This is a genomic window from Mycobacterium sp. ITM-2016-00317 (assembly GCF_002968295.1).
GTDB lineage: Bacteria > Actinomycetota > Actinomycetes > Mycobacteriales > Mycobacteriaceae > Mycobacterium.
Genome location: NZ_CP134399.1, coordinates 226,310 through 252,125, shown reverse-complemented (window position 1 = coordinate 252,125; position 25,816 = coordinate 226,310). Strand labels below are relative to the sequence as shown.

Annotated in this window: 21 protein-coding genes; 13 read left to right on the top strand and 8 right to left on the bottom strand. The window is 71.5% G+C overall.

What is annotated here, in order from left to right; all coding sequences use genetic code 11:
* Window positions 1–9 precede the first annotated feature (9 nt).
* The gene (locus C6A87_RS01235) at window positions 10–1,167 is read right to left on the bottom strand and encodes an AI-2E family transporter (RefSeq protein ID WP_311115611.1); all 1,158 of its coding nucleotides are present in this window, start codon (window positions 1,165–1,167) and stop codon (window positions 10–12) included.
* A gap of 77 nt (window positions 1,168–1,244) precedes the next feature.
* Between C6A87_RS01235 and C6A87_RS01230 the strand changes: the two genes are divergently transcribed.
* The 3 genes from C6A87_RS01230 to C6A87_RS01220 are packed head-to-tail and all read left to right on the top strand — an operon-like array spanning window position 1,245 to window position 4,047.
* A complete protein-coding gene (locus tag C6A87_RS01230) occupies window positions 1,245–2,423 on the top strand; it encodes a YbhN family protein (RefSeq protein ID WP_311115610.1) in 1,179 nt (392 codons plus the stop codon).
* Window positions 2,424–2,432: 9 nt separating this feature from the next.
* Window positions 2,433–3,674, top strand: coding sequence for a M23 family metallopeptidase (locus C6A87_RS01225; protein ID WP_311115609.1), 1,242 nt, complete (start codon window positions 2,433–2,435; stop codon window positions 3,672–3,674).
* On the top strand, window positions 3,661–4,047 hold the full coding sequence (locus C6A87_RS01220) for a DUF3054 domain-containing protein (RefSeq protein WP_311115608.1): 387 nt from the start codon (window positions 3,661–3,663) through the stop codon (window positions 4,045–4,047). Before C6A87_RS01225 ends, C6A87_RS01220 begins: the two co-directional genes overlap by 14 nt.
* On the opposite strand, the gene C6A87_RS01215 is transcribed toward C6A87_RS01220, so the two are convergent.
* The 4 genes from C6A87_RS01215 to C6A87_RS01200 all read right to left on the bottom strand — a co-directional run bounded on the left by C6A87_RS01215 (window position 4,039) and on the right by C6A87_RS01200 (window position 7,095).
* Complete coding sequence (locus tag C6A87_RS01215; protein ID WP_311115607.1) at window positions 4,039–5,385, bottom strand: HAMP domain-containing sensor histidine kinase; 1,347 nt, start codon at window positions 5,383–5,385, stop codon at window positions 4,039–4,041. The two genes, C6A87_RS01220 and C6A87_RS01215, sit on opposite strands and share 9 nt — an antisense overlap.
* Complete coding sequence (locus C6A87_RS01210; protein ID WP_311118145.1) at window positions 5,382–6,050, bottom strand: response regulator transcription factor; 669 nt, start codon at window positions 6,048–6,050, stop codon at window positions 5,382–5,384. The genes C6A87_RS01215 and C6A87_RS01210 overlap by 4 nt, the downstream gene beginning before the upstream one ends.
* Before the next feature lie 83 nt (window positions 6,051–6,133).
* Window positions 6,134–6,532 carry a heme-binding protein gene (locus C6A87_RS01205; protein ID WP_311115606.1) on the bottom strand — a complete coding sequence of 133 codons (399 nt, stop codon included), beginning with the start codon at window positions 6,530–6,532 and terminating at the stop codon, window positions 6,134–6,136.
* Between the two features lie 137 nt (window positions 6,533–6,669).
* A complete protein-coding gene (locus tag C6A87_RS01200; protein WP_311115605.1) occupies window positions 6,670–7,095 on the bottom strand; it encodes a hemophore in 426 nt (141 codons plus the stop codon).
* 276 nt (window positions 7,096–7,371) lie between these two features.
* Here C6A87_RS01200 and C6A87_RS01195 point away from each other — a divergent pair, with 276 nt between their 5' ends.
* The 9 genes from C6A87_RS01195 to C6A87_RS01155 all read left to right on the top strand — a co-directional run bounded on the left by C6A87_RS01195 (window position 7,372) and on the right by C6A87_RS01155 (window position 21,951).
* Window positions 7,372–10,335, top strand: coding sequence for an MMPL family transporter (locus C6A87_RS01195; protein ID WP_311115604.1), 2,964 nt, complete (start codon window positions 7,372–7,374; stop codon window positions 10,333–10,335).
* Complete coding sequence (locus tag C6A87_RS01190) at window positions 10,335–10,826, top strand: XRE family transcriptional regulator (RefSeq protein WP_311118144.1); 492 nt, start codon at window positions 10,335–10,337, stop codon at window positions 10,824–10,826. Before C6A87_RS01195 ends, C6A87_RS01190 begins: the two co-directional genes overlap by 1 nt.
* Before the next feature lie 191 nt (window positions 10,827–11,017).
* Complete coding sequence (locus tag C6A87_RS01185) at window positions 11,018–11,863, top strand: urea amidolyase associated protein UAAP1 (protein WP_311118143.1); 846 nt, start codon at window positions 11,018–11,020, stop codon at window positions 11,861–11,863.
* Entirely contained in the window at window positions 11,860–12,540 is a 681-nt protein-coding gene (locus C6A87_RS01180; protein ID WP_396836964.1) for an urea amidolyase associated protein UAAP2, read from the top strand. Before C6A87_RS01185 ends, C6A87_RS01180 begins: the two co-directional genes overlap by 4 nt.
* Window positions 12,537–16,148: an urea carboxylase gene (uca, locus tag C6A87_RS01175; RefSeq protein WP_311115603.1), complete on the top strand. Its 3,612-nt coding sequence runs from the start codon at window positions 12,537–12,539 to the stop codon at window positions 16,146–16,148. Before C6A87_RS01180 ends, uca begins: the two co-directional genes overlap by 4 nt.
* On the top strand, window positions 16,145–18,622 hold the full coding sequence (atzF, locus tag C6A87_RS01170) for an allophanate hydrolase (RefSeq protein ID WP_311115602.1): 2,478 nt from the start codon (window positions 16,145–16,147) through the stop codon (window positions 18,620–18,622). The genes uca and atzF overlap by 4 nt, the downstream gene beginning before the upstream one ends.
* A 7-nt stretch (window positions 18,623–18,629) precedes the next feature.
* Window positions 18,630–19,658 (top strand): 2-oxoglutarate and iron-dependent oxygenase domain-containing protein, encoded by a 1,029-nt coding sequence (locus C6A87_RS01165; protein WP_311115601.1) that lies wholly within the window; start codon window positions 18,630–18,632, stop codon window positions 19,656–19,658.
* Between the two features lie 63 nt (window positions 19,659–19,721).
* A complete protein-coding gene (locus C6A87_RS01160; protein WP_311115600.1) occupies window positions 19,722–21,197 on the top strand; it encodes a sodium:solute symporter family transporter in 1,476 nt (491 codons plus the stop codon).
* 61 nt (window positions 21,198–21,258) lie between these two features.
* Window positions 21,259–21,951 carry a TetR/AcrR family transcriptional regulator gene (locus tag C6A87_RS01155; RefSeq protein WP_311115599.1) on the top strand — a complete coding sequence of 231 codons (693 nt, stop codon included), beginning with the start codon at window positions 21,259–21,261 and terminating at the stop codon, window positions 21,949–21,951.
* A gap of 22 nt (window positions 21,952–21,973) precedes the next feature.
* Here the strand turns inward: C6A87_RS01155 and C6A87_RS01150 are convergent, their stop codons facing one another.
* Entirely contained in the window at window positions 21,974–22,663 is a 690-nt protein-coding gene (locus C6A87_RS01150; protein WP_311115598.1) for a hypothetical protein, read from the bottom strand.
* The gene (locus C6A87_RS01145; RefSeq protein WP_311115597.1) at window positions 22,660–23,247 is read right to left on the bottom strand and encodes a hypothetical protein; all 588 of its coding nucleotides are present in this window, start codon (window positions 23,245–23,247) and stop codon (window positions 22,660–22,662) included. The genes C6A87_RS01150 and C6A87_RS01145 overlap by 4 nt, the downstream gene beginning before the upstream one ends.
* Window positions 23,248–23,300: 53 nt before the next feature.
* Between C6A87_RS01145 and C6A87_RS01140 the strand changes: the two genes are divergently transcribed.
* On the top strand, window positions 23,301–25,331 hold the full coding sequence (locus tag C6A87_RS01140) for a M13 family metallopeptidase (RefSeq protein ID WP_311115596.1): 2,031 nt from the start codon (window positions 23,301–23,303) through the stop codon (window positions 25,329–25,331).
* Window positions 25,332–25,344: 13 nt separating this feature from the next.
* On the opposite strand, the gene C6A87_RS01135 is transcribed toward C6A87_RS01140, so the two are convergent.
* Complete coding sequence (locus C6A87_RS01135) at window positions 25,345–25,806, bottom strand: DCC1-like thiol-disulfide oxidoreductase family protein (protein WP_311115595.1); 462 nt, start codon at window positions 25,804–25,806, stop codon at window positions 25,345–25,347.
* Between the last annotated feature and the right edge of the window lie 10 nt (window positions 25,807–25,816).

Below are 25,816 nucleotides of genomic sequence, written 5' to 3'. Positions count from 1 at the left end.
GGTAGCCCGCTACCGGGGCGTCTCGGTCTCGATGTCGTCGGGTTCGGCGTGCACCCTTGGGGCGTCTTCGGCCTCCATCGCCTCCTCCTCGGCGGCGGGGTCGTCGGCGAGGAGCACCCGCATCGCGCTGTTGATGAACGCCAGCACCGGTACCGCGAGCAGCGCGCCGACGATGCCGGCGAGCACAGCGCCGCCGGCGATCACCAGCACGATGGCCAGCGGGTGGATCGCCACCGCGCGACCCATCACCAGCGGTTGCAGCACGTGCCCCTCCAGCTGCTGCACCGCGATGATCAGGCCGAGCGTGATCAGCCCGTAGATCCACCCCTTCGCGATGAGCGCGACGATGACCGCGAGGAAGCCGGTCAGCACCGCGCCGACCAGCGGGATGAACGCGCCGAGGAACACCAGCGACGCGAGCGGCAACGCCAACGGGATGCCCATCACCGCCAGCCCGACGCCGATGCCCGTGGCGTCGACGAGCGCGACCAGGAAGGTCGCCCGCACGTACCCGATCAGCGAGCGGAAGCCCGCGCGGCCGGCGTCGCGCACCCGGCCCCGCACGTCGGCCGGGAACACCTGGGTGACGAACGCGAAGATGTTGCGGCCACCGTGCAGCAGGAAGATCAGTGTGAACAGCACCAGCAGCGCGCCGGTGACGATCTCGGTCAGCGTGCCCGCGGTCGACAACGCCCCGCTGGTCACCTTCTCCTGGTTGCTGCGCAGCGCCTCGATCGCCGCGTCGCGGGCCTGGTTGATCTGGGTCGGGCTGACGTCGAGCGGTCCGTCGGTCAGCCACCGCCCCAGCCCCTCGATGCTGGTCGACACCTGGGTCACCAGGTCCGGTGCGCCCTCGATGAACTGGTTGACCACGAACGCGAGCAGCCCGCCGAACAACGCGATGCCCGACAGCAGCACCAGTGCCACCGCCCCGCCCCTTGGCGCGCCGCGGCGGTCGAGGAAGTCGACGGCCGGCATCAGCAGCGCGGCCAGGATGGTCGCCAGCGCGACGGGCACGAACAGGATCTCCAGTCGCAGCACCAGCCACAGCAGCGCGACGACGGCGCCGAAGATCAGCAGCAGCCGCCACGACCAGGCCGCCGCCTTGCGCACCAGCGGGCTCACCGACGCGTCGGCGAAAGTGTCCAGAGACGGTGGACCTGACATTCCGGTAGCGTAACGGCCTCGCCTGGCGGTGCCCTGGATCTGCGATTTAGGGCTGTCGTCGGCTTACCCTGGACCGCGTGTCTCACGACGCGCCCGCGAGCGGCACACAGACCGGCCCTGCCGGCCCGGGCCGGACGCGCGGCAAGTACTGGTGGGTGCGCTGGGCACTGATCGTGCTCGCCGTCGTGGTGCTGGCCGTGGAGCTGGCACTGGTGCGCGACCAGCTGGCCAAGGCGTGGGAGAGCCTGCTGTCGGCAAACTGGTGGTGGGTGCTGGCCGCCGCCGCGGCGGCGATGGCCTCCATGCACAGCTTCGCCCAGATTCAGCGCACGCTGCTGCGGTCGGCCGGGGTGCGGGTGCATCAGTGGCGGTCCGAGGCGGCGTTCTACGCGGGCAACGCGTTGTCGACCACGCTGCCCGGCGGCCCGGTGCTGTCGGCGACGTTCATCTACCGGCAGCAGCGACTGTGGGGCGCGTCCCCGCTGGTCGCGTCGTGGCAGCTGGTGATGTCCGGGGTCCTGCAGGTGATCGGGCTGGCGCTGCTCGGCCTCGGCGGCGCGTTCCTGCTCGGCGCCAGCGAGAACCCGCTGTCGCTGATCTTCTCCCTCGGCGGGTTCCTGGCGCTGATCCTGCTGGCGCAGGCCGTGGCGAGCCGGCCGGAGCTGCTCGACGGGCTCGGGGCGCGGGTGCTGGCCTGGACCAACTCGGTGCGCGGCAAACCCACCGACACCGGCCTGGCCAAGTGGCGCGAGATCCTGGCCCAGCTCGCGGCGGTGCACCTGGGCCGGCGCGATCTCAGCGAGGCGTTCGGCTGGTCGCTGTTCAACTGGGTCGCCGACGTCGCCTGCCTGCTGTTCGCCTGCTACGCCACCGGCGGGCACCCGTCCCTGGCCGGGGTCACCGTCGCCTACGCCGCGGCCCGCGCGGTCGGATCCATCCCGCTGATGCCGGGCGGTCTGCTCGTCGTCGAGGCGGTGCTGGTGCCCGGCCTGGTGTCGAGCGGGATGTCGCTGGCCTCGGCGATCTCGGCGATGCTGGTCTACCGGCTGATCAGCTGGATTTTCATCTCCGCCATCGGCTGGGTGGTGTTCTTCTGCATGTTCCGCACCGAGAGCGCGCTCGACCCGGATTCCACCGGCGATGCCCCCGAGGAGGCACTGCAGCCACCACAGTTCAGTCCCGACCCCGAGGCCTTCCACCCGCCGGATGAGAAATCCGGTGCCCCGCCGGACGATTCGGCCCATCCACGAAAGTAGTTGTGCCACATGAAGGTACATGCTCTGCTCGCCGCCACGGCGGTATCGCTGGTCGCTGCCGGCTGTACGTCGTCGCCGGAGACCACCCCGGCGGCCACCAGCGTGGCACCGGCGGCGGACGCCCCGGCTCCCCCGTCCGCGGTGCCGCCGCCGGGACCGTCGATGGCCACCCCGGTGGTGGGCCGGGTGCTGGCCGCACCCATCCCGGTGCCGGCCAGCGACGGCAAGACCCACCTGGCCTACGAGTTGCAGCTGACCAACACCCTGGCCCAGGACGTCACGCTGACCTCGGTCGCCGTCCGCGCCGGGGACCGCACGCTGCTGCAGTTGCCCGGCGACCGCCTGGCCTACTGGACCCGTGTCCTCGGAAACCCCGACCCGGCAACGGTCATCGGCCCCGCCCAGACCGCGACCGTGATTCTGGATGTCGAGCTGTCACCGGACGAGGCGGTACCCGATCAGTTGATCCACGCCGTCGGCATCACCGTGCCCGAGCCGATGCTGCCGCTGTTCCCGGCGGCGATGACCGCCGACATCGCTCCCGTGGCTGTGCAGACCCGCAAGCCGGTGGCCATCTCCCCACCACTGGCCGGGCCGAACTGGCTGGACGGCAACAGCTGCTGCGACATGACAGCGCACCGGGCGGCGCTCAACCCGATCAACGGGGAGATCTGGGCCGCGGAGCGTTTCGGGATCGACTACCTGCAGCTCGGTCCGGACGGCCGGTTGTTCACCGGGGCCAAGGACAACGTCGAGAGCTACCCGTTCTACGGTAGCGAGATCCTGGCCGTCGGCGACGGTCCGGTGGTGGACGTCCAGGACGGGCTGCCCGAGCAGATCCCCGGCGTCACACCGACGGGGCTGGCCCTGAACGAGTACGGCGGCAACTACGTCGTCCAGGATCTCGGCGGCGGCAACTATGCGTTCTACGCGCACATGCAGACCGGCTCGGTGAAGGTGAAGGCGGGTGAACAGCTCACCGCCCGGCAGGTGATCGGCTCGCTGGGCAACAGCGGCAACAGCGATGCGCCGCACCTGCATTTCCACGTGATGGACTCACCCCACCCGCTGCGCGCCAACGGGCTGCCGTTCGTGTTCACCGAGTACTCACTGGATTCTCGGGTAACCGCGGACGTCGTCGAGGGCCTGCTGGCCGGTGACGCGGCGAAGCTTGAGCCGGGCTTCGCACCGCGTGACGAAAAGGGCACCAGCCCACTGGTTTACGATGTGATGACCTATGCCGAACGATGATCTCCCCGACCGCGCGCTGGTACTGAAGGCGCTCGCCACCGATCTCGTGTGCGTCGTGCTGTTCTGCACGATCGGACGGCGCAGCCACGCCGAGGGGCTGACGCTGAGCGGTATCGCGGAGACCGCATGGCCGTTCCTCACCGGCACCGCTGCCGGGTGGGTGCTGGCCCGCGCATGGCAGCGGCCCGCGTCGTTGGCCCCCACCGGGCTGGTGGTGTGGGCGGCCACGGTCGTCGTCGGGATGCTGCTGCGCAAGGTGACCGGGCAGGGCACCGCCGTGAGCTTCATCGTGGTCGCGTCGTTGACCACCGCGGTGCTGCTTCTCGGGTGGCGGGCCGCGGCCCGAGTGCTGGCCCGGCGCTCGTCAGTCTGAATTGACCGACGGCTCGACGCTGTTCGACACCGTCAGGGTGGCGCGCAGACCGCCGAGCGGGCTGTCGGACAACGCGATGGTGCCGCCGTGCAGCGCGGCCTGCTGAGCCACCAGCGCCAGCCCGAGACCCGAGCCGCCGGGTGCGGCGTTGCTGCCGCGGGCGAACCTGCCCAGCACCGCCTCGTGTTCGCCGGCGGGCAGCCCGCGGCCGTTGTCGTCGACGACGATCGTGACCACGTCGGCGTCCCGGTGCGCGGCGAGCACGATGCGGGTGGCCTGCCCGTGGTTGACGGCGTTGCGGACCAGGTTGTCCACGGCCAGCCGGAGGCCGCCGGGCCATCCGATCACGGTGCCGAGGTCGTCGGCGGCGTCGATCTCGATCTCGATGTCGCGTCCGACCCGGATGTTCTCCCGGCCGACCCGGTCGAGCAGGTCGGTCACGTCGATCACCTCTCGGTCGGAGGCCTGTGCCAGCTGCCCTGAGGCGAGCTGGCCCAGCGCGGTGATGATGCCCTCGACCCTGCGCTGGGCCCGGGACAGGTCGGCGACCACTTCGTCGCGTTCCTCCTCGGGCAGGTTGTGAATGCGCAGGGTGTCGAGGTCGGCGCGCATCGCGGTCAGCGGGGTCCGCAGCTCGTGGGCGGCGTTGGCGGCGAAGTCCTGGGCGGCCTGCAGCGAGTTGGTGGTCTCGCGCTGCGCGGCGGCCAGCCGGTCGAGCATCGCGCCCATCGCTTCGGACAGGTCCTCGGCCTCGCGCACGCCGCGCACCGCCGGGATCTGCGTGGTGCCGTGGTCGAGCCGTTTGGTGTGCTCGGTGAGTTTGCGCAGCGGCCTGATCGCGGGGCCGGCCAGCAGCCAGCCCAGCACACCGGCGAGCAGCACGGTGACCGCGCCGACGCCGATGTAGAACGGGATCCTGGCCCGGCTCAACAGGATGCTGTCGGCGCGGATGCCGATCGACATCAGCACCCCGCCCTCCTGCTCCACCGGAATGGTGCGCACCCGGTAGTCGACACCGTTGACGGCGACGGTGTCGGTGCCCGGGGCCAGCGCGGGCAGCTGAAGGCCGCGTTGGTAGACGACCTGGCCGGACGACCGCGACCGCCCCGTCTGCAGTACGCCACGGCGCGGGTCGGACAGCTGATCGGGGAAGACGCTGGCGTCGACGATCGCGTCCAGCCTGCGGTCCAGCTGCGCCTCGTCGTTGCTGGCCAGCACCAGCGAGGTCAAGATGGTGAACGCGGCGACGACGGCCGCCGCGGCCGCGGCCGCGGCGATGGCCACCCTGGTGCGCAGGGAGGCCGACCGGAGGAATCTCGGAAGGGTGAGCAGCCTCAAGCCTCTTCCCGCAGCACGTAGCCGATGCCGCGGACCGTGTGGATGATCCGCGGCAGACCGTCGCGCTCCAGTTTGCGCCGCAGGTAGGACACGAACACGTCGGCGACGTTGGTGTCGACGTCGAAGTCGTAGCCCCAGACCAGCTCGAGCAGCCGCTGCCGGGTCAGCACCACGCCGGCGTTCTCGGCCAGCGCGGCCAGCAGGTCGAACTCCCGCTTGGTCAGCTCCACCCGCTCGCCGGCCACGAACACCAGCCGGCGGGAGGTGTCGATGGTCAGCGAACCCACCGTCATCGTGTCCGAGGCGGGATCGGAGTGGTGTGCGCGACGCAGCAGCGCGTGCAGCCGGGCGACCAGCTCGCCGAGGTCGAACGGTTTGGTCAGGTAGTCGTCGGCGCCGGCCTCGAGTCCGGCGATGCGGTCGTTGACGGTGTCGCGGGCCGACAGCACACAGATCGGGATGTCGTTACCGAGCGCCCGCAGCGCGGTCACCACCGCGACACCGTCGAGCTCGGGCATCTGCACGTCCAGCACCAGCGCGTCGTGCGATTCGCTGGACAGCAGTCGCAGCGCTTCCTTGCCCGTCGCGGCGACCCGGACGTCGAACCCCGAGTGCCGCAGGCCGCGGGCCACCGAGGTTCGTACGTCCGGGTCGTCGTCGACCATCAACACCGTCCGGCCCGCGCCGTCCTGGGCGGTCGGCTCCCCCCCACGCGCGGGCGGAGCATCCACCCTGTCTCGCACCGGCGTTACGGGAAGGTCGGTCCGTCGGGATCCTCCGGCGTGAACCCGCAGCGGTGCTTGATGTCGGCCAGCGGCTGGCGGACTGCGCGCAACTCGTCGTTCACCTGCGGGTTGGCGGCCAGGTAATCGGCGATCTCGGTGCGGATCTGCTCGTGCGGCTTGCCGTGCAGCGAGGTCATGAAGTTGTTCACGTCCGGGTGGGCGAACAGGTAGTTCGACGTGGCGGCCGAGACACCGGAGGCGACCCCGGCGAAGTCGGCGGCCGTGCAGTTCGGCGGCGGTGGCGGAGGGGCCGGCTGGGCGGAGGCCGAGGGCAGGAGACCGAAGAGCATCCCGCCGGAGACCGCGCCTGCGCCGAGCACACCCACGACTGCGCGACGCACAGTTGGGGCCGAGAACACCATGAAGGCTCCTTTAATCGAGGTAGACCGGGCCCCGTTGCGGACACCGGTCAGGACCATCCTAGAAAGCTAAGCAGAACAACCGCGGACTTTCTCGGGTAGCGGTTAACCGTCGATGAGAAAGTCTGCTGCTCCGCGGGTCAGCCGACCGGCACGGACACGCCTGCGTTCTGGGCCGCCGGCAACGGCGTGCTCTGCTGGGCGGCCTGCATCAGTCCGAACACCTGGGGCAGCGTCACCGGCAGCCGGCACGTGCCCGACAGCGAGACCAGCGGCTGCTGCAGGCGCTGCAAATCCGACGCGGCCTTGGGGTTGGCGTCGAAGTAGGCCTTCAGCGCGGCGATCGACTCCGGCCCCTCCTGCTGCTGGGAGATCCGGGTGATCGCCTGGTTGGTCTTGGGGTTGGCCTCCAGGTAGTTGCCGGTGTAGGTGGCGACCTCGGCCACCGTCCTGGCAACCTCGCTGGCCGCACACGGATCCGGGGCCGCCGACGCGGCCGGGCCGGTCAGCAGCACGGCGCCGACGCCGCCCGCGAGGGCGGCCGCGATTCGTGTGACCAGGTGCATGACGAACTCCTAACAGTTCGCTAACACGCGTGACGTGCGCTGCACGCGTGCTGCGATGATCGAGCAGAGGGTCCCCCGACGCCTGTGCGGCTCGCCCGCCATCCTGCCACCGCCCCCACGACTCCGACGACCACAGCGACGTCGAACCCGCAGGCATCAGACCAGCTTTAGGCGTTCCTGCCAGCTGTTTCCTGCCCGGTGGACTGACAGAAACCTGTTGTACCCTCTCGCTAAAGCCGGCCGGGGAGAAAGTGGGGAGTTCCGATCCAGCAGTTCATGATGCGCTTGAGCAGCAACCTGCGCAGGTTCCGCTGGGCGGTGTTCGCTGTCTGGATCCTGCTCCTGGTGCCCTCGGTGTATCTGGCCCTGCATCAGTCGAGCCATCTCACCGGCGGCGGCTTCGAGGTCGAGGGCTCCCAGTCGCTGTACGTCCAGCGTCAGCTCGAGGCCGATTTCCCGGATCAGGGCGCCTCCCCGCTCGCGCTGGTCGCCGCGCCGCGGCCGGACGCGTCGTACGAGGACATGACCGCCGCGGTCGCCCAGTTGGAGCGGCTGGCGGCCGAGGTGCCCAGCGTCAAGGTGGTCCCGACGCCGCAGCAGCCGCCGCCGCAGCCCGACCGCCCGTACGTGATCACGCTGCAGCTGGACTTCGAGAACACCGGCGCGGTCGACGTCGCCAATCAGCTGCGCGAGAAGGTCGGCGTCGACGGCGAAGAACCCGGCGAGATGGAGAACGGCAAGGTCCGTCTCTATGTCATCGGCCAGGGCGCGCTCGGTGCGGCGGCGACGGAGGCCACCAAGCACGACATCGCCCAGGCCGAGAAGTGGAACTTCCCGATCGTGCTGGTGATCCTGCTGGCGGTGTTCGGTTCGCTGGCCGCCGCTGCCATGCCGCTGCTGCTCGGGGTCTGCACGGTCGTGGTGACCATGGGCCTGGTCCTGCTGTTGTCGATGTACACCACGATGTCGGTGTTCGTGACCTCGACGGTGTCGATGTTCGGCATCGCCGTCGCGATCGACTATTCGCTGTTCATCCTGATGCGTTTCCGGGAGGAGTTGCGTGCCGGCCGCGAGCCGGAGGACGCCGCCGACGCCGCGATGGCGACGTCGGGCCTGGCGGTGGTGCTGTCCGGGCTGACGGTGATCGCGTCGGTCACCGGCATCTACCTGATCAACACCCCCGTGCTGCAGTCGATGGCCACCGGCGCGATCCTGGCCGTCGCGGTCGCCGTGCTGACCTCCACCACGCTGACCCCGGCGGTGCTCGCGACGTTCGGCCGCCGGATCGCCAAACGCTCGTCGTACCTGCACCTGGGCCGCGGTGTGGAGGCGACGCAGTCGAGGTTCTGGACCCGCTGGACGGGCTGGGTGATGCGGCGCCCGTGGCTGTCGGCGACGGCCGCGGCGGCGTTGCTGCTGACGTTCGCCGCGCCGGCGTTCTCGATGACGCTCGGCAACAGCATGCAGCGGCAGTTCGAACCCACCCACGAGATCCGCGGCGGGGTCAACGCCGCCGCCGAGGCGCTCGGGGCCGGCGCGCTGGGGCCGGTCCGGGTGCTGGTCACCTTCCCCGACGCGGTCTCCGCTCAGGCCGAGGAGCCGTTGCTGGGGTCGCTGCGCGCGAAGATGACCGAGGCGCCCAACACGGTGTCGGTCTCCCCGCCGGTGTTCGGCTCCGACGGGCACAGCGTGCTGCTGTCTGCGGTGCTGTCGGTCGACCCGGAGGACATGGGCGCCCGCGACACGGTGGACTGGATGCGGGATCAGTTGCCTGCGGTGGCCGGGGACTCCGCGCGCATCGACGTGGGCGGTCCGACAGCGCTGATCAAGGACTTCGACGACCGGGTCTCCGAGACGCAGCCGTGGGTGTTCCTGTTCGTCGCGATGATCGCGTTCGTGATGCTGCTGGTCTCCATCCGGTCGGTGTTCCTGGCGTTCAAGGGTGTGCTGATGACCGTGCTGTCGGTCGCGGCGGCCTACGGCTCGCTGGTGGTGGTGTTCCAGTGGGGCTGGCTGTCCGACCTCGGTTTCAAGCAGATCCCGTCGCTGGACAGCACGATCCCGCCGCTGGTCCTGGCGCTGACCTTCGGGCTGTCGATGGACTACGAGATCTTCCTGCTCACCCGGATCCGGGAGCGCTTCCTGCAGACCGGCAACACCCGCGACGCGGTGGCCTACGGGGTGTCGACCAGTGCCCGCACCATCACCAGCGCGGCGCTGATCATGATCGCGGTGTTCATCGGCTTCGCGTTCGCCGGTATGCCGCTGGTCGCGCAGCTCGGCGTCGCGTGCGCGGTGGCCATCGCGGTGGACGCCACGGTGGTGCGGCTGGTGCTGGTACCCGCGCTGATGGCGATGTTCGACGAGTGGAACTGGTGGCTGCCGCGCTGGCTGGACCGCCTGCTGCCGTCGGTGGACTTCGAGAAGCCACTGCCCAAGGCCGACATCGGCGACCTGGTGATCATTCCGGACGACATCTCCGCGCTGGCGCCGTCGGGTTCGGATCTGCGCACCGTGGTCAAATCCGCTGCGAAGCTGAAAACGCTTGTCCCGCAGGCTGTCACGGTGGCCGATCCGCTCGCGTTCAGCGGTTGTCAGCCCAACACCAAGATCACCGGCAGCCGGGTGGGACGCGACGAGCGGATCACCGTGGCGGTCACCAACCGCGCGCACGGCAAGACCGTCGCGGTGAAGCTGCCCAAACACCCGGTGACGATGTGGCGGGGCAGGCTCGACGTGGCTCTCGACGCGCTGGCCCTCGAGATGGCCGGAGAGAAGGCTGCGCACGGCGACGACGGCCAACCCGGGGCGCCGCACGGACGGCCCGTGCTGGAGCGCATCAGCCCGATGGAGACCACCAACGTGCTGCTGCCCACCGGTGACCGGCTGCAGATCCCGACCGGCGCCGAGACGTTGCGGCTGAAGAGCTTTCTGATCCTGCAGCGCAACGACGCGCACGACTACCGCGAGTTCGCCGAGCTGGTGGACTCGATGGACCCCGAGACCGCGGCGGAGGTCCTCGCCGGCATGGACCGGTACTACTCTGGTCAACCGGCGCGACCGCACCGGGCGGACGCCCGCACCGGCCACTGGGTGGCGACCCAGCTGGTGCGGCGACTGGCCGAGCCCGCGCCGGACGACGGGCCCGACATCGCAGGTGCCGACGAAGAGGCCGAGTGGGCGCGGGTCAGGCAACGCTGCCTCGCGGTGGCGGTGGCCATGCTGGAGGAGACGAGGTGATGGTGGCCCCCGAGTCGCCGGACGTACGCGGCACAGACCGCCGCCCCGAGCCGCCCGCCGACGACCGCCCGGTCGAGTTCTGGCCCACCGCGGCCATCCGGGCGGCGCTGGAGAGCGACGACCTCGCCGTGTGGCAGCGCATCGTCGTGGCGATCAAACGGGACCCGTTCGGCCGGACCGCGCGCCAGGTCGAGGAAGTGCTCGAGACCGCCCGGCCCTACGGGGTGTCGCGGGCGATGTCGGAGGTGCTGCACCGCACCCGCGAGCACCTGGAGGCCAACGAGCGCGCCGAGGTGGCCCGCCACGTACACCTGCTGCTGGAGCGCTCCGGGCTGGGCGAGCAGGAGTTCGCCTCGCGCATCGGGGTGCCCGCCGAGGACTTCGCGGCCTATCTGCGGGGCAGCACCAGTCCGCCCGCGTCGCTGATGATCAGGATGGGCCGGCTCTCGGAGCGGTTCGCCAAGATCCGCGCCCAGCGCACCGGCGGCTGAGCGGCCGTCACCCCACTTCCTGTCACTTGACAGAAACATTCGCAGCGCACTGTTAACCGACGGCGCGCCAACGGTTACGCCACCGCAACCACCGCACCGCCGCCTCGGCGAAAACTGTCACTCGACAGAAAGGCCGCCCAGCCGGCGGCCACCCGACGTTGCGGGAGTAGTCAGTGACGAGCACGAACACCATGTCCGAGACCGCCACCACGGCGGGCGCACGGGCGCACGCGCGCGCCCAGCACGGTCGCACCGCCGAGTTCATGCGCCACACCCCGGCCTCGACCGGGCCGAATCCGCCCGAGGGCGTGCCCGCCGAGCAGCTGGTGTGGTCGGAAGCCGTTGCGCCGGGCGGATACACGACCTCGGTGCTGGCGCGCGGCACCCGGTTGCGGCTCGCCGACCCGGTCGGTGACGCCTGCGCGCACCTGCTGCTGCACCGCGCCGACGCGCCCCACGAACGGCTCAACGTCGCCGACACCGTCAAGGTGCCGTGGCAGGCCTACCCCGGCGTCGGGCACCCGCTGCTCAGCGGATTCGGCCGGGCGCTGGCCACCGTGGCCGCCGACACCTCCGGCCACCACGACGCGCTGACCGGAACCTCCACGCGGGCAGGCAATCTGGAGCGCTACGGCGCGGCCGCACCGCAATCGGACTCCCCCGCCGGACGCGAGCTGTTCACCCTGGCCGCACTCAAGCACGGGCTGGACCGGCGCGACCTGCCGCCGTCGATCTCGTTCTTCCAGGGCGTGCGCGTCGAGGCCGACGGCACGTTCACCTGGCTCGGGTCGGCGGGCCCGGGAACCACCGTGGACCTGGTGCTGCACGTGGACGCGATCGTGCTGCTGGCCAACACCGCCCATCCGCTGGACCCGCGGCCGGAGTTCACCTGTTCGCCGCTGCTGGTGCACGCCTGGCCGGCGTCCGAGGACCTGCGCCGGCTCGTCGCCGGTGAACTGGTCGGCCCGCTGGGCCCCGAGCACCGCCAGGCCATCGCCAACACCGACGCCGACCTCGCCGCGAGAGGACAACTGTGACAACCACTTACAACACCGACGACACTGACGCCGGCACGGCGGCCCGGCCCCTGATCGCGGGAACGGTGGTGCTCGACGAGCACGTCGACGCCAGGGCCGCGTGGTCGGCCGTCGTCGCCGCCGGGGACGTGCTGACCATCGTCGACCTGGCGGGCAACCAGGCCGTCGACTGCCTGCTCTACTCGGCCGCTGACACCGCGGTGCGCTATTCGGCGCCCGAGACCATCCGCCGACAGGGCCGGATCACGCTGACCACCGGCTCGGTGCTGCGCGCCGACACCGGCGACGCGTTGATGACGGTCGTCGCCGACGAGGTGGGCGCCCACGACACCCTCGGCGGCGCCTGCTCGAAGGAGTCCAACACGCTGCGCTACGGCCAGCACACCCGCGCCCAGCACGGCTGCATGGAGAACTTCCTGCTCGAAGGGTCGCGCTGGGGCCTCACCGCCCGCGATCTGGCGAGCAACATCAACTGGTTCATGAACGTCCCGGTGGACCCCGACGGCGCACTGGGCATCGTCGACGGGCTGTCCGCGCCGGGCAAGCGGGTCGCGTTGCGCGCCGACGTCGACACCCTGGTGCTGGTGTCGAACTGCCCGCAGATCAACAACCCCTGCAACGCCTTCGACCCCACCCCGGTCCGGATGATCGTGACCCGCCCGGGGGACCTCGCATGACCGGCGCCGTCCTGATCGCCAACCGCGGCGAGATCGCGGTCCGCCTGATCCGCGCCGCGCGCACGCTCGGACTGCGCACCGTGGCGGTGTTCTCCGACGCCGACCGCGGCGCGCCGCACGTGTCGCTGGCCGACGCCGCGGTGCGGATCGGGCCTGCCGCACCGCGCGAGAGCTATCTGCGCACCGACGCGATCCTGTCCGCGGCGGCCGACACCGGCGCGACGGTGATCCACCCCGGTTACGGATTCCTGTCCGAGGACGCCGATTTCGCCGCAGCCGTGGAGGCGGCCGGGATCGCGTTCGCCGGGCCGACGCCGGATCAGTTGCGCCGCTTCGGCACCAAGCACACCGCCAGGGCCGCGGCGCGGGCCGCGGGGGTGCCGATCTTCCCGGGCTCGGAGTTGCTCGACGACGCGGACAGCGCGGTCGCCGCGGCCGCCGAGGTCGGCTATCCGGTGATGCTCAAAGCGACCGGTGGCGGCGGAGGCATCGGCATGCAGGTGTGCCGCAGCGCCGACGACCTGCGCTCGGCGTATGCGCGGGTGGTCGCGCAGGCCGAACGCAGTTTCGGCTCGGCCGGGGTGTTCGTCGAGCGCTACGTCGACAACGCGCGCCACGTCGAGGTGCAGATCTTCGGCGACGGCACCGGCCGGGTGCTGTCGCTGGGCGATCGCGACTGCTCGCTGCAGCGCCGCCACCAGAAGGTGCTGGAGGAGGCGCCTGCCCCTGCGCTGCCCGACGAGGTACGCGAGCGGCTGCACAGCTCGTCGCGGGCGCTGGCCGCCGCGGTCGGGTACCGCTCGGCGGGCACCGTCGAGTTCATCTACGACCCGGTGCGCCGGGAGGCGTCGTTCCTTGAGGTCAACGCGCGGCTGCAGGTCGAGCACCCCGTCACCGAGGCCGTCACCGGTGTCGACCTGGCCGGCTGGATGCTGCGCCTGGCCCTGGGCGACACGTCGATGCTCGACGAACACCCGAGCGGGGCCGTGCCGGTCTCCGGGCACGCCGTCGAGGCCCGCATCTACGCCGAGGACCCGGCGCGCGACTACCGGCCGAGCACCGGCATCCTGACCCGCGTCCGGTTCCCCGACGACGCGCGCGTCGACGCCTGGGTCGCCGACGGCACCGAGGTCTCCGCCGCCTACGACCCGCTGCTGGCCAAGATCGTCACCGCCGGATCCGACCGCGACGACGCGTTCGGCCGGCTGCGCCGCGCGCTGGCCGGGACCGAGCTGCACGGCATCGAGGTCAACGTCGGAATGCTCTGCGCGGCAGTGGAACACGACGACGTCCGGGCCGCCCGGCACAGCACCGCCACCCTGGCCGGTGTCACCGACCCGAGGCCGCGGATCACCGTCGAGCGACCCGGTCTGATGACCACCGTGCAGGACGTGCCCGGCCGGGTCGGACTGTGGCAGGTCGGGGTGCCGCCGAGCGGGCCGATGGACGACCTGTCGTTTCGGCTCGGCAACCGCGCGCTGGGCAACCCCGACGACGCCGCGGGCCTCGAATGCACCGCCGCCGGACCGGCGCTGCGGTTCACCCACCCGACCACGGTGTGTGTCACCGGTGCCGAATGCCTGGTCACCGTCGACGGCGCCCCGGTGCCGATGTGGGAGCCCGTGCAGATCCCCGCCGACGGCGTGCTGGACGTCGGCACCGCCGCAGTGGGGCTGCGCACCTACGTGCTGATCGCCGGTGGCCTCGACGTGCCTGCCTACCTCGGCAGCGCGTCGACGTTCACGCTGGGCCGCTTCGGCGGGCACGGCGGCCGCGCGCTGGTCATCGGAGATGTGCTGCGGGCCAGAGCGACCGACGGCGCCGCCCGGCCGGGCGCCGGACCCGTACCGCCGGAGGTGCGCCCCGCGCTGACCGGCGAGTGGGAACTGGCCGTCACCGAGGGCCCGCACGGCGCCCCGGACTTCTTCACCCGCGCCGACATGGACACGCTGTTCGAGGCCCGCTACCGCGTGCACTTCAACTCCGCGCGCACGGGCGTACGGTTGGAGGGCCCGAAGCCGCAGTGGGCGCGCCCCGACGGCGGCGAGGCCGGCCTGCACCCGTCGAACATTCATGACAACGCGTATTCCGTGGGCGCGCTGGACTTCACCGGTGACACCCCGATCCTGCTCGGCCCCGACGGGCCCAGCCTGGGCGGGTTCGTCTGCCCGGTCACCGTGATCGCCGCGCAGCGCTGGAAACTCGGCCAGCTGCGCCCCGGTGACACGGTGCGGTTCGTCCCGGTGCGGGCGGGCGACGCACCGTCGCGCGCCGAGTTGGGCACCTCCCGCGCCGCGGCCACCCCGCACGTCGCGCGGCGCGGCGGGGACGGCGACGACGGCGTGCTGGCCCTGCGGCCCGGCCGTGACGGCGCGCCGGAGGTCACCTACCGCCGCAGCGGGGACGACAACGTGCTGATCGAATACGGCGACATCGTGCTGGATCTCGCGCTGCGCGCCCGGGTGCACGCCCTGCACACCCGCCTGGACGGCGCCGCCGCGGGCATCCTCGATCTGACACCGGGGATCCGGTCGCTGCAGGTGCACGTCGACCCCGGCGTGCTGCCGATCCCGACGCTGCTCGGCCTGCTGGCCGAGATCGAGGACGACCTGCCCGCCTCATCGGAGCTGGTGGTGCCCAGCCGGCTGGTGCGGCTGCCGCTGAGCTGGGACGACCCGGCGACCCGGGAAGCGATCGCCCGCTACACCTCCGGCGTGCGCGACGACGCGCCGTGGTGCCCGTCCAACATCGAGTTCATCAGGCGCATCAACGGTCTGGCGTCGCAGGACGACGTGCGCGCCACGGTGTTCGACGCCCAGTACCTGACGCTCGGGCTCGGCGACGTGTACCTGGGGGCGCCGGTGGCGACCCCGTTGGATCCGCGGCACCGGTTGGTGACCACGAAGTACAACCCGGCCCGGACCTGGACGGCCGAGAACTCCGTCGGCATCGGTGGTGCGTACCTGTGCATCTACGGGATGGAGGGCCCGGGCGGCTACCAGTTCGTCGGCCGCACCACCCAGGTGTGGAGCCGCTACCGCCACACTGCGCCGTTCGAGCCCGGAAGCCCTTGGCTGCTCAGGTTTTTCGACCGGATCTCGTGGTATCCGGTGTCGGCCGAGGAACTGCTGGAGTTGCGCGCCGACATGGCCGCGGGCCGGGGATCGGTCGACATCACCGACGGCGTGTTCTCCCTCGCCGAGCACGAACGGTTCCTGGCCGACAACGCCGACGACATCGCCGCGTTCCGCGCGCGGCAGGCGGCCGCGTTCTCCGCGGAGCGGACCGCGTGGGCGGCCGCCGGGGAGTTCGACCGCGCCGAACAAGCCGCGTCGAAGGCCTCCGACGCCGGCACCGAGGACCTGGTGCTCGGCGACGGTGACGAGCGGGTCGATGCGCCGTTCGCGTCGAGTGTGTGGAAGGTCGACGTCGCCGTCGGTGACCGGGTGGTGGCCGGACAGCCGCTGCTCGCGCTGGAGGCGATGAAGATGGAGACCGTGCTGCGCGCACCGGCCGACGGGGTGGTGACCCAGATCCTGGTGTCGGCAGGGCATCTCGTCGATCCCGGCACCCCGCTGGTCGTGGTCGGGACGGAGGTGCACGCGTGAGCGCCGTCGAACGGGTCCGCGCCGCCTACGCCGCGATCGAGGCAGCGGACCGACCGGAGATCTGGATCGCGCTGCGCCCGCAGGCCGACGCGCTGGCCGACGCGCACGCGGTGGACGCCGGCGTCGCGGCGGGCGCCGAGCTGCCGCTGGCAGGCCTGGTGGCCGCGGTGAAGAACAACATCGACGTCGCGGGCATCGCCACCACCGCGGCGTGCCCGGCGTATGCGACGGCGCCTGCGACCGCCGACGCGCCCGTGGTGGCCCGGTTGCGGGCCGCAGGCGCGGTGGTGATCGGGGTGACCAACCTCGACCAGTTCGCGACCGGCCTGGTCGGCACCCGCAGCCCGCACGGCGCGGTGCGCGACGCCCGCCGCCCCGACCGCATCTCCGGCGGTTCCAGCTCCGGGTCCGCCGTCGCGGTGGCCCTCGGGCTGGCCGATATCGCGCTGGGCACCGACACCGCCGGCTCGGGACGGGTGCCCGCCGCGCTGCAGGGCATCGTCGGCGTCAAACCGACGCTCGGCGTCGTCCCGGTCGACGGGGTGTTGCCCGCGTGCCGGTCCTACGACTGTGTGACGGTGTTCGCCCGCGATCTCGACACCGCCGACGCCGCGATGGGCGTGATCGCCGGTGGGGCCAGGCCGTTCGCGCCGGACGCGCCGCTGGCCGCGCCCCCGCACCCCACGGTGGCGGTCCCGAGCGCGTTGCCTGGATTGTCCCCGGCGTGGCAGGAGGCGTTCGCCGCCGCGTGTGACGGGCTCGCACGCAACGGGATCGAACTCGTCGAGATCGAGATGGCCCCGTTCCTGGAGGCGGCCCGGCTGCTCTACGACGGCGGGCTGGTCGCCGAGCGGCACGAGGCGGTGGGCGAATTCGTCGACGCGCACCGTGCCGAGGTGGATCCGACGGTCGGCGCCATCATCGCCGCCGCAGGCGCGGTGCCTGCCACCCGCCTGCTGGCCGACCGGGTCCGGCTGGCCGAACTCACCGCCGCGGCGATGACCGAACTGGGTGACTGCGATGCACTGCTGATCCCGACCACCACCGAGCACCCGACCATCGCCGAGGTCGCCGCGGACCCGGTCGGGGTGAACTCCCGGCTGGGCACCTACACCAACTTCTGCAACCTGATGGATCTGTGCGCGGTCGCGGTCCCGGCCGGAACCACTTCGGACGGCGCACAGTTCGGGGTCAGCGTGGTGGCCCGCGCCGGGGCCGACGCGGTCGCCCTGGACCTGGCCCGCCTGGTGGCGGGGTCGGCTCCTGGGACCACAGCGCCGTGGCGCCAGGCCCGCGCCGGGTTGGACGCCACCGCGCTGCTGGTGGTGGGCGCACACCTGCGCGGGCAGCCGCTGGCGTGGCAGCTCGAGCAGCGCGGCGCCCGCTGGGGTGGTCCGGCCGCGACCGCGCCGCTGTACCGGATGGCCCACCTGCGCACCGAGCCGCCCAAACCGGGCCTGGTGTGCGTCGGCGCGGAGACCGGGATGAGCATCCGCGGGGAACTGTGGTGGATCGGCACCGCGATGCTCGGCGACTTCCTGACCGCGCTGCCCGCGCCGATGTCACTGGGCCGGGTCGCGCTGGCCGACGGCACCGAGGTCGTCGGGTTCGGCTGCACGCTGCAGTCGTGGCTGGCCGGTACCGACATCTCCCATCACGGCGACTGGCCCGGGTATCTGCGCCGTAGTGCCGCAGGCGATCCCGTCGCCCGCGCCGACGTCACCCACCGGGTGTGGCGGCGCCGCGCGCTGGCGGTGCCGGGCAGGCCCGTCGACACCCACACCAGCGTCGAGTGGCTGCAGGCCGGCGAACTCTACGTCGACCTGCGCGTCCCGGCAGGCGCGCCGGACGTCACCGCGACCTCGCTGGACGGGCTCACCCGGGAGGATCTGCTCGCGCTGTGCGTCCGGGAGGGGTTCGCCGGGACGCTCGTCGACGACGGCGACGAGTTCACCTGGCTGCGCGAGGTGGACCTGCACCCGGCGGACCCGCTGCCCGACCGCGGCCGGCTGCACCGCGTGGGCGACGTCGTGGTCGAGACCGGGGTGGGTCGGGACTACCACGAGGACTGGGTCGCCGTACCGCATCAGGCCGATGGCCCGCACCTGGAACTGCGGCTGCGCGACGACGCAGGGCAGGCCGGGATGCTGCTGCGGTCCGGTGACCGCTTCGGCTACGTGCGCGGGCGCCGCCCCGGGGTCGTCCGGGATCGCGGCCTCACGCTGCGAGAGGCCGTGGCGCAGAGCGAGATCGAACACGCCCGGGCGCTGCTGGACGTGGAGATCTCACTGGGCACGGTCGACGGCGGCACCTGGCGCATCACCGATTCGGTGCTGCCGTTCCGGATCGGCGACGATCTCGCACCCGACCTGACCGACGGGGCCGTCACCGTCGCCGAGCGCGCGCCCGACGGCGCTGCGGTCCGGCACCGCTGGACCGCCACCGCACCAGCCCGCCAGCTGTTGACCCGATAGGACCACGATGACAACGCATTTCACCGAAGTTCCGGTGCTCGACATCTCCGCCCTGCGCGACGGGTCCGGGCCCGGCTACGACGCCGCGGTGCACGCCCTCGGGGCGGCCGCCCGCAACGTCGGCTTCGCCCAGATCGTCGGCCACGGCGTGGATCCGGAACTGTTCGCGGCGCTCCTGGAGCGCACCCGCGCGTTCTTCGCGCTCCCCGACGAGGACAAGCACCGCGTCTACATCGGCCGGTCGAGCAACCACCGCGGCTACGTGCCGCCGGGTGAGGAGGTGTTCTCGGCAGGCACCGTCGACGCCAAGGAGGCGTTCGACGTGTCGCTCGACCTGCCCGCCGACGATCCGCGCTACCTGGCCGGCCACCCGCTGCTCGGCCCCAACCAGTGGCCGGACCTGCCGGGCTTCCGCGAGGCCGTGACAGCTTGGTACGACGCGGTTTTCGCGTTGTCACGCACGCTCCTGCGCGCCTTCGCAGTGGCCCTGGGCGAACCGGCCGACCTCTTCGACCGGCACGTCACCGCGCCGCCGTCGCAGCTGCGCCTGATCCACTACCCCTACGACCCCGCCGCCGCCGACCGCCCGGGCATCGGCGCGCACACCGATTACGAGTGCTTCACCCTGCTGCGGCCGACCGCGGCCGGCCTTGAGGTACTCAACACCGCGGGCGACTGGATCGACGTGCCGCTCATCGACGACGCGTTCGTGCTGAACATCGGTGACCTGCTGGAGATCTGGACCAACGGCGAGTTCGTCGCGACCACCCACCGGGTGCGCAAGGTCGAGGCCGAGCGGTACTCGTTCCCGCTGTTCGTCAACGTCGACTACGACACCGAGGTGGCGCCGCTGCCCGCGTTCGCCGGCAACGGCAACCCACCCCGGCCTGCGGTCGTCGCCGGTGAGCACCTGTTCGCCCAGACCGCGCAGAGCTTCCGGTATCTGCAACAACGGCTGGCCCGGGGGGAGGTGACACTGCCCGAGGGCGCCCACCCGCTGTCCACCTTCGGCCGGAAGGCCGTCGGCGTCAACTGATCCCGTTCCTCTCCGGCAACGTCGCCGGCACTCTCCCGACCCTTCGTCCTCTGGAGTTCCGCCATGATCATCACCGGCGTTGCCATCTTCCTCCTGATCCTCACCGTCAGCGGTGTGGTCTCCGCGCGCCGGGTGCGCGGTGACTCCACCAACTACCTCGTCGCCGGCCGGGCGCTGCCCGCGGTGTTGGTCACCGCCGTGCTCATCGCCCAGCCGGTCGACTCCAACGCGACCATCGGCAACGCGGACCTGTCGGCGGCGTTCGGCTTCTGGGCCGGTGCCGCGCTGCCGATCGGCCTCGCGTTGTGCCTGTTCCTGATGGGCCTGTTCTTCGCGAAACGCCTGCGCACCACCAATGTGGTGACGCTGCCCGAGTACTTCCGGTCCCGCTTCGGCCCGGTGATCGAGGTGGTCGCGTCGTGGCTGACCGTCGGCAGCTTCGTGATCCTGCTGGCCGGCAACCTGGTCGCGATCGGCTTCCTGCTGGAACGCTTCCTCGGGATCTCCTACGCCATAGGCATTCTGCTGACCATCCCGCTGGCGCTGCTCTACACCATCACCGGCGGCATGTTCGCCAGCGTGTACACCGGGGTCGCCCAGGTGGTCGTCAACGTCGTCGCCGTTGCCGCGCTGGTGATCTGGGTGGCCACCACCCACGGCTTCTCCGCGCCGGAGGGTTTCGGCGCCGACAACCTGTCGCAGCTGACGTCCGCCGAGTCGGGTGCGGTGATCAACTGGGCGACCATCATCGCGCTGGGCCTGGGCAACCTGGTGGCCATCGACCTGATGCAGCGGGTGTTCTCGGCCAACAGCCCGGGCGCCGCGCAGCGGGCCTGCTTCGCCGCGTCGGCGGGCATCCTGCTGCTGTGCCTGCCGCTGTCGTTCGTCGCGCTGGCCGCGGTCAGCATCGTCGGTGACGCCGCCGCCGACGGCCCGATCCTGTTCACGCTGCTCGCCGAATACGCGCCTGCGTGGCTGGCCATCATCGTGATCTCCGGTCTGCTCGCCGCGACCCTGACCACGGTCAGCGGCATCCTGCTGTCCACCGCATCGGTCTTGGTGCGCAACGTGTTCCGCGTCGATGAGGGCGCCGCGGTGATGACCCACCGGATCCTGACCGCGACCCGCTGGACGACGCTGCCGATCGCGGCGCTGGCCGCCGTGGTGGCGTTGCGCGTCCCGCAGACCGGCATCCTGCTCACGCTGGCCTTCGACCTGCTGCTCGCCAGCCTGGTGGTGCCGTTCGTGCTCGGGCTGTACTGGCGCCGCGGCGGTGCTGCCGCCGCCGCGGCGGCTGTGGTCGTCGGGATCGGGGTGCGGCTGACGTTCTTCGTGCTCACCCCGACGATCTACGGCGTCGACAACACCCTGCTGTACGTGCCCAACGCGGCGGTGTCTCCCGCGTGGGACGGGTGGAGCACCCTGCTGGCCGGTGCGGCGTCGCTGCTGGCCTACGTGCTGGTCGCGCTGCGGACCGGCACGCCCGCGGCCGCGGAGCCGGACCGCAGGTGGCGCCGGCCGACCGGAGCGCGGCGCTGAGCGGGCAGCCGTAACCGTGCGGACGCACGTGCCGGTCCCGGGCACCTGGCAGGATCGGCACGTGCGCACCCCCACCGGACGGCCCCGCCTGGAAGACCGGAAGCGTCCCGGTGCCACCGCCCGCGAGGAGGTGCTGGACGCGGCCGCCGAACTGTTCACCACGCTCGGCGTCGCGGCCACCTCGACCCGCCAGATCGCCGAGGCGGTCGGGATCCGGCAGGCCTCGCTGTACCACCACTTCCGCACCAAGAGCGATATTCTCGCGTCGCTGCTCAGCGGCACCGTCGCGTCGTCGCTGGTGGCTGCGCGCCGGTTGCGGGACCGGCCGGAACCGCCTGCGGTGCTGCTGCACGCACTGGTCCTCATCGACAGCCACCTGCTCTGGGACAGCCCGTGGAACCTCGGCATCCTGTACCTGATGCCGGAGGTGCGCGACCAGCAGTTCGAGGAGTTCCACCGGCAGCGAACGGAATTGCGCGCGGCCTACCGCGAGCTGTCGCACCGGGTGGTCACCGCCCAGGGCCCGCCGCCGGACGACAGGTTCGACGTCAGCGGCGACGAGGATGCGGTGTTCCGGCTCGTCGAGACGCTGCCGAACCTGCGGGCCGACGGGCTGGGCGCCGCCGATCAGCCGCAGCGCACCGCCGATCTGGCTGTGCACGTGCTGGGTTGGCACGGTGACTGGCCGGCGCTGCGGGCCGCGTCGAAGGTCGTCATCGACGAGATGAGCGACGCCGAGACCGCAGACGGCTAGCGACCTCGGCGGAGCCGAGAATTCAACGGGAGTGGATCGGCGCGACGTCCTCGACCACCCAGCGGCCGTCGGTCTTCGACAGCGCGACCCGCAGCGCGAGGATCGCGGTGCTGGGCCGCTGGCCGGGGGCGCTCTGCGTGCCTCGCAGGATCACCGCCACGCTGGCCGCGTCCGGCCCGATGGCCTCGACGCCGGCCGACACCGTGCTGGCCTGCGCGGAGACGTTCCGCGACCCCAGATCCTTTGCCACCGCGGCGAATTCGTTCTGGAAGCGCTCGGCGCTGGCCTGCGACATCAGGCCGGTGGCGCGGTCGATCGCGGCGGTCGGGCTCTGTGGGGTGAAGGTCGCCGACGCCTCGGCGACGCTGCTGGCGATGCCGGCCACCTCGGCGGTGTCGGCGCGCAACGCCTGGTCGGGCCTGGTCCACTGGGTGTAGCCGACCAGCACCGCGGCCAGCAGCGCGACCGTCGCCGTGGCGACCACCGCCAGCCGCAGCCCGGGACCGTCGTCGTCGGTGCCGACGGTGACCTTGTCGCGGCGGGCCAGCACGAAGTTGACGACGACCCCTTCGATCACCAGCACGCACAGCACCGAGCACACCGACACCCACCACAGTGGCCAGCCGAGTGCGAGCCCGATGTACACCAGCGCGGCCACCGCCGCCGCGGGCGCGAGCAGGTCGAAGGCCAGTACACGCAACCGGTTCCTCATCGGATCGGCTCCAGCCGGGAGATCGCCAGCCTGCCGTCGACGTCGGTCACGTCCAGTCGCAACGTCCAGCGCACGGTCTGGGGTTTCTCGGTGCCGGCGTTCTCCGACAGCGATGTCGCGACCACCATCACGGTGTCGGTGCGCGCCGAGAACCCGTCGACGCCCTCGGACTCCTGCGGCGGGTCGCCGGGCTGGGCGTGGTGGATGGTCTCGATCGCCACCGAGTCGATCTGCCCGGTGGTGCGTGACCGCAACGTCCGCACCAGCTCGCGGTAGGGCTCGACGGCGGTCTCGAACTCGGCGTTGAGCTGGCCGACGGTGCCCTCGTGCAGGGTGGCCAGGTCGGTCTCGACGGTCTCGGAGTTCATGTTGATCAGCACGCCCGTCCAGTCGGCGGCGGTCTGCAGCACCTCGGTGCGGTACCTCAGCTCGTCGGTCTCGTCGCGGTGGCCGTTCCAGATCACCGCCGCGAGCACCGCGGCGGCGACCGCGACCACCGCCAGCACGGCCGACACCACGCCGTAGGTGCTGAAGACCCCGTCGCCGCGGGGCGGTGGCGGAGAAGGCTGCTCGTCGTCGGGCATGCGCGTGAGGCTACCTGGACGGGTGTCCGCCGGACTTCTGGCAGGCTGGTGGGGTGACGGTAGAAGCCACTTCGCCCAAGTCGACACTCAACTCCGGACTCGACCTGCGCTACGTCGACACCGACGCCCGGCCGCAGGACGACCTGTTCGGCCACGTGAACGGCCGCTGGTTGGCCGAGTACCGGATTCCGCCGGACCGGGCCACCGACGGTGCGTTCCGCACGCTGTACGACCGCGCCGAGGAACAGATCCGCGACCTCATCGCCGAGGCCGCCGCCTCCGGTGCCGAGCACGGCACCGACGAGCAGCGCAGCTCAGGTTCAACTGACGCGTCCCGCATCGGCGATCTGTTCGCGAGCTTCATGGACGAGGACACGGTCCGGGCGCGCGGGCTGGCCCCGCTGCTCGACGAGCTGGCCGCCGTCGACGCGGCCGGCACCCCCGAGGCGCTGGCCCGGGTGATGGGTTCGCTGCAGCGCACCGGTGTCGGTGGCGGCACCGGGCTCTACGTCGACACCGACTCGAAGAACTCCACCCGCTACCTGCTGCACCTGACCCAGTCCGGGATCGGGCTGCCCGACGAGTCCTACTTCCGCGACGAGCAGCACGCCGAGATCCTGGCCGCCTACCCCGGCCACATCGCCGCGATGTTCGCCCAGGTCTACGGCGGGGACGCCGACGCGCACGCCGACACGGCCGCCGCGGTCGTCGCGCTGGAGACCAAGATCGCCGCGGCGCACTGGGATGTGGTCAAGCGCCGCGACGCCGACCTGACCTACAACCTGCGCACCTTCGCCGAGGTCGTCGAGCAGGCCCCCGGCTTCGACTGGGCCGGTTGGCTTTCCGGGCTCGGAGCGACCGATGAGCAGGCCGCCGAGGTGGTGGTCCGCCAGCCGGACTTCCTGACCGCGTTCGCCGCGCTGTGGGCGGGCGAGGACCTGGAGGTCTGGAAGAACTGGCTGCGCTGGCGGGTGATCCACGCCAGGACGTTCCTGCTGACCGACGAGCTGATCGCCGAGGACTTCTCGTTCTACGGCAAGCGGCTGTCGGGCACCGAGGAGATCCGCGAACGCTGGAAGCGCGGCGTTTCGGTGGTCGAGAGCCTGATGGGTGAGGCGCTGGGCCGGCTGTACGTCGAGCGGTACTTCCCGCCGCAGGCCAAGGCGCGGATGGACGAGCTGGTGGCCAATCTTCGTGAGGCCTACCGGGTGAGCATCAACTCGCTGGACTGGATGACGCCCGAGACCCGGGAGAAGGCGCTGGTCAAGCTCGACAAGTTCACCCCGAAGATCGGCTACCCGAAGAAGTGGCGCGACTACTCCGCGCTGGAGATCGCCCGCGACGACCTGTACGGCAACTACCGGCGCGGGTACGCGTTGGAGTACGACCGGGATCTCGCCAAGCTGGGCGGGCCGGTGGACCGTGACGAGTGGTTCATGACGCCGCAGACCGTCAACGCGTACTACAACCCCGGCATGAACGAGATTGTGTTCCCGGCCGCGATCCTGCAGCCGCCGTTCTTCGACGCCGACGCCGACGACGCCGCCAACTACGGCGGCATCGGGGCGGTCATCGGCCACGAGATCGGGCACGGCTTCGATGACCAGGGCGCCAAGTACGACGGCGACGGCAACCTGGTGGACTGGTGGACCGACCGGGACCGCGACGAGTTCGGCAAGCGCACGAAGGCGCTGATCGAGCAGTACGAGGAGTTCGTGCCGCGCGGGCTGGACCCGTCGCATCACGTCAACGGCGCGTTCACCGTCGGCGAGAACATCGGCGACCTCGGCGGCCTGTCGATAGCACTGCTGGCCTACAAGCTGTCACTGAAGGGCAAGCCGGCGCCGGTGATCGACGGGCTGACCGGCGAGCAGCGCGTGTTCTTCGGCTGGGCCCAGGTGTGGCGGACCAAATCCCGTGAGGCGGAGTCGATCCGGCGGCTGGCGGTGGACCCGCACTCGCCGCCCGAGTTCCGCTGCAACGGCGTCATCCGCAACATGGACGCGTTCTACGACGCGTTCGGGGTCGGGCCCGACGACGAGCTGTACCTGGAACCCGAACGGCGCGTGCACATCTGGAACTGACCGGCGACGGCGGCTAGTCGAGGAAGCGGGCGCGCACCTCCGGCGCCGGGATCGGGCAGGTGTCGTGGGTGCCGAAGATCCGGTACCGGACCCGGGCGAAGCCGTCGTAGAGCCGGTCGCGCACCGGGGCCGGGATGACGCCCGCGGCCCGGAACGCCCGCCACGGACCGCCGAGGTAGTCGGTGACTCGCAGCGCCGCGGCGGATTTGACCGCGACCTGCTCGTCGGCGCCTCCCGGGTTCTCGACGAACACCACCGAGTCGACGTCGGCCAGGAACGGATGGCGGTCGATGACGCCTCGGGCGAAGTCACTGTCGAGGGCGGCGAACCGCAGCGACCCGTGCCGGTCCAGACGCAGGATGGCCTGGACGGCGCCGTTGCAGAATCCGCAGATGCCGTCGTACAGCAGCACGGGCGCGTCCTGTCGGGTCGGGGCGTCCGCCGGGGCGGGTGATCGGTCGTGAGTCTCGGACATCGGAACCTCC

Coding starts and splice junctions, on each gene's coding strand:
- C6A87_RS01235 (WP_311115611.1), bottom strand. CDS start 1,167: ATGTCAGGTCCACCGTCTCTGGACACTTTCGCCGACGCGTCGGTGAGC.
- C6A87_RS01160 (WP_311115600.1), top strand. CDS start 19,722: ATGATCATCACCGGCGTTGCCATCTTCCTCCTGATCCTCACCGTCAGC.
- C6A87_RS01145 (WP_311115597.1), bottom strand. CDS start 23,247: ATGCCCGACGACGAGCAGCCTTCTCCGCCACCGCCCCGCGGCGACGGG.
- C6A87_RS01150 (WP_311115598.1), bottom strand. CDS start 22,663: ATGAGGAACCGGTTGCGTGTACTGGCCTTCGACCTGCTCGCGCCCGCG.
- C6A87_RS01205 (WP_311115606.1), bottom strand. CDS start 6,532: ATGGTGTTCTCGGCCCCAACTGTGCGTCGCGCAGTCGTGGGTGTGCTC.
- C6A87_RS01225 (WP_311115609.1), top strand. CDS start 2,433: ATGAAGGTACATGCTCTGCTCGCCGCCACGGCGGTATCGCTGGTCGCT.
- C6A87_RS01210 (WP_311118145.1), bottom strand. CDS start 6,050: ATGGTCGACGACGACCCGGACGTACGAACCTCGGTGGCCCGCGGCCTG.
- C6A87_RS01190 (WP_311118144.1), top strand. CDS start 10,335: ATGGTGGCCCCCGAGTCGCCGGACGTACGCGGCACAGACCGCCGCCCC.
- C6A87_RS01220 (WP_311115608.1), top strand. CDS start 3,661: ATGCCGAACGATGATCTCCCCGACCGCGCGCTGGTACTGAAGGCGCTC.
- uca (WP_311115603.1), top strand. CDS start 12,537: ATGACCGGCGCCGTCCTGATCGCCAACCGCGGCGAGATCGCGGTCCGC.
- C6A87_RS01195 (WP_311115604.1), top strand. CDS start 7,372: ATGATGCGCTTGAGCAGCAACCTGCGCAGGTTCCGCTGGGCGGTGTTC.
- C6A87_RS01200 (WP_311115605.1), bottom strand. CDS start 7,095: ATGCACCTGGTCACACGAATCGCGGCCGCCCTCGCGGGCGGCGTCGGC.
- C6A87_RS01185 (WP_311118143.1), top strand. CDS start 11,018: ATGTCCGAGACCGCCACCACGGCGGGCGCACGGGCGCACGCGCGCGCC.
- C6A87_RS01135 (WP_311115595.1), bottom strand. CDS start 25,806: ATGTCCGAGACTCACGACCGATCACCCGCCCCGGCGGACGCCCCGACC.
- C6A87_RS01165 (WP_311115601.1), top strand. CDS start 18,630: ATGACAACGCATTTCACCGAAGTTCCGGTGCTCGACATCTCCGCCCTG.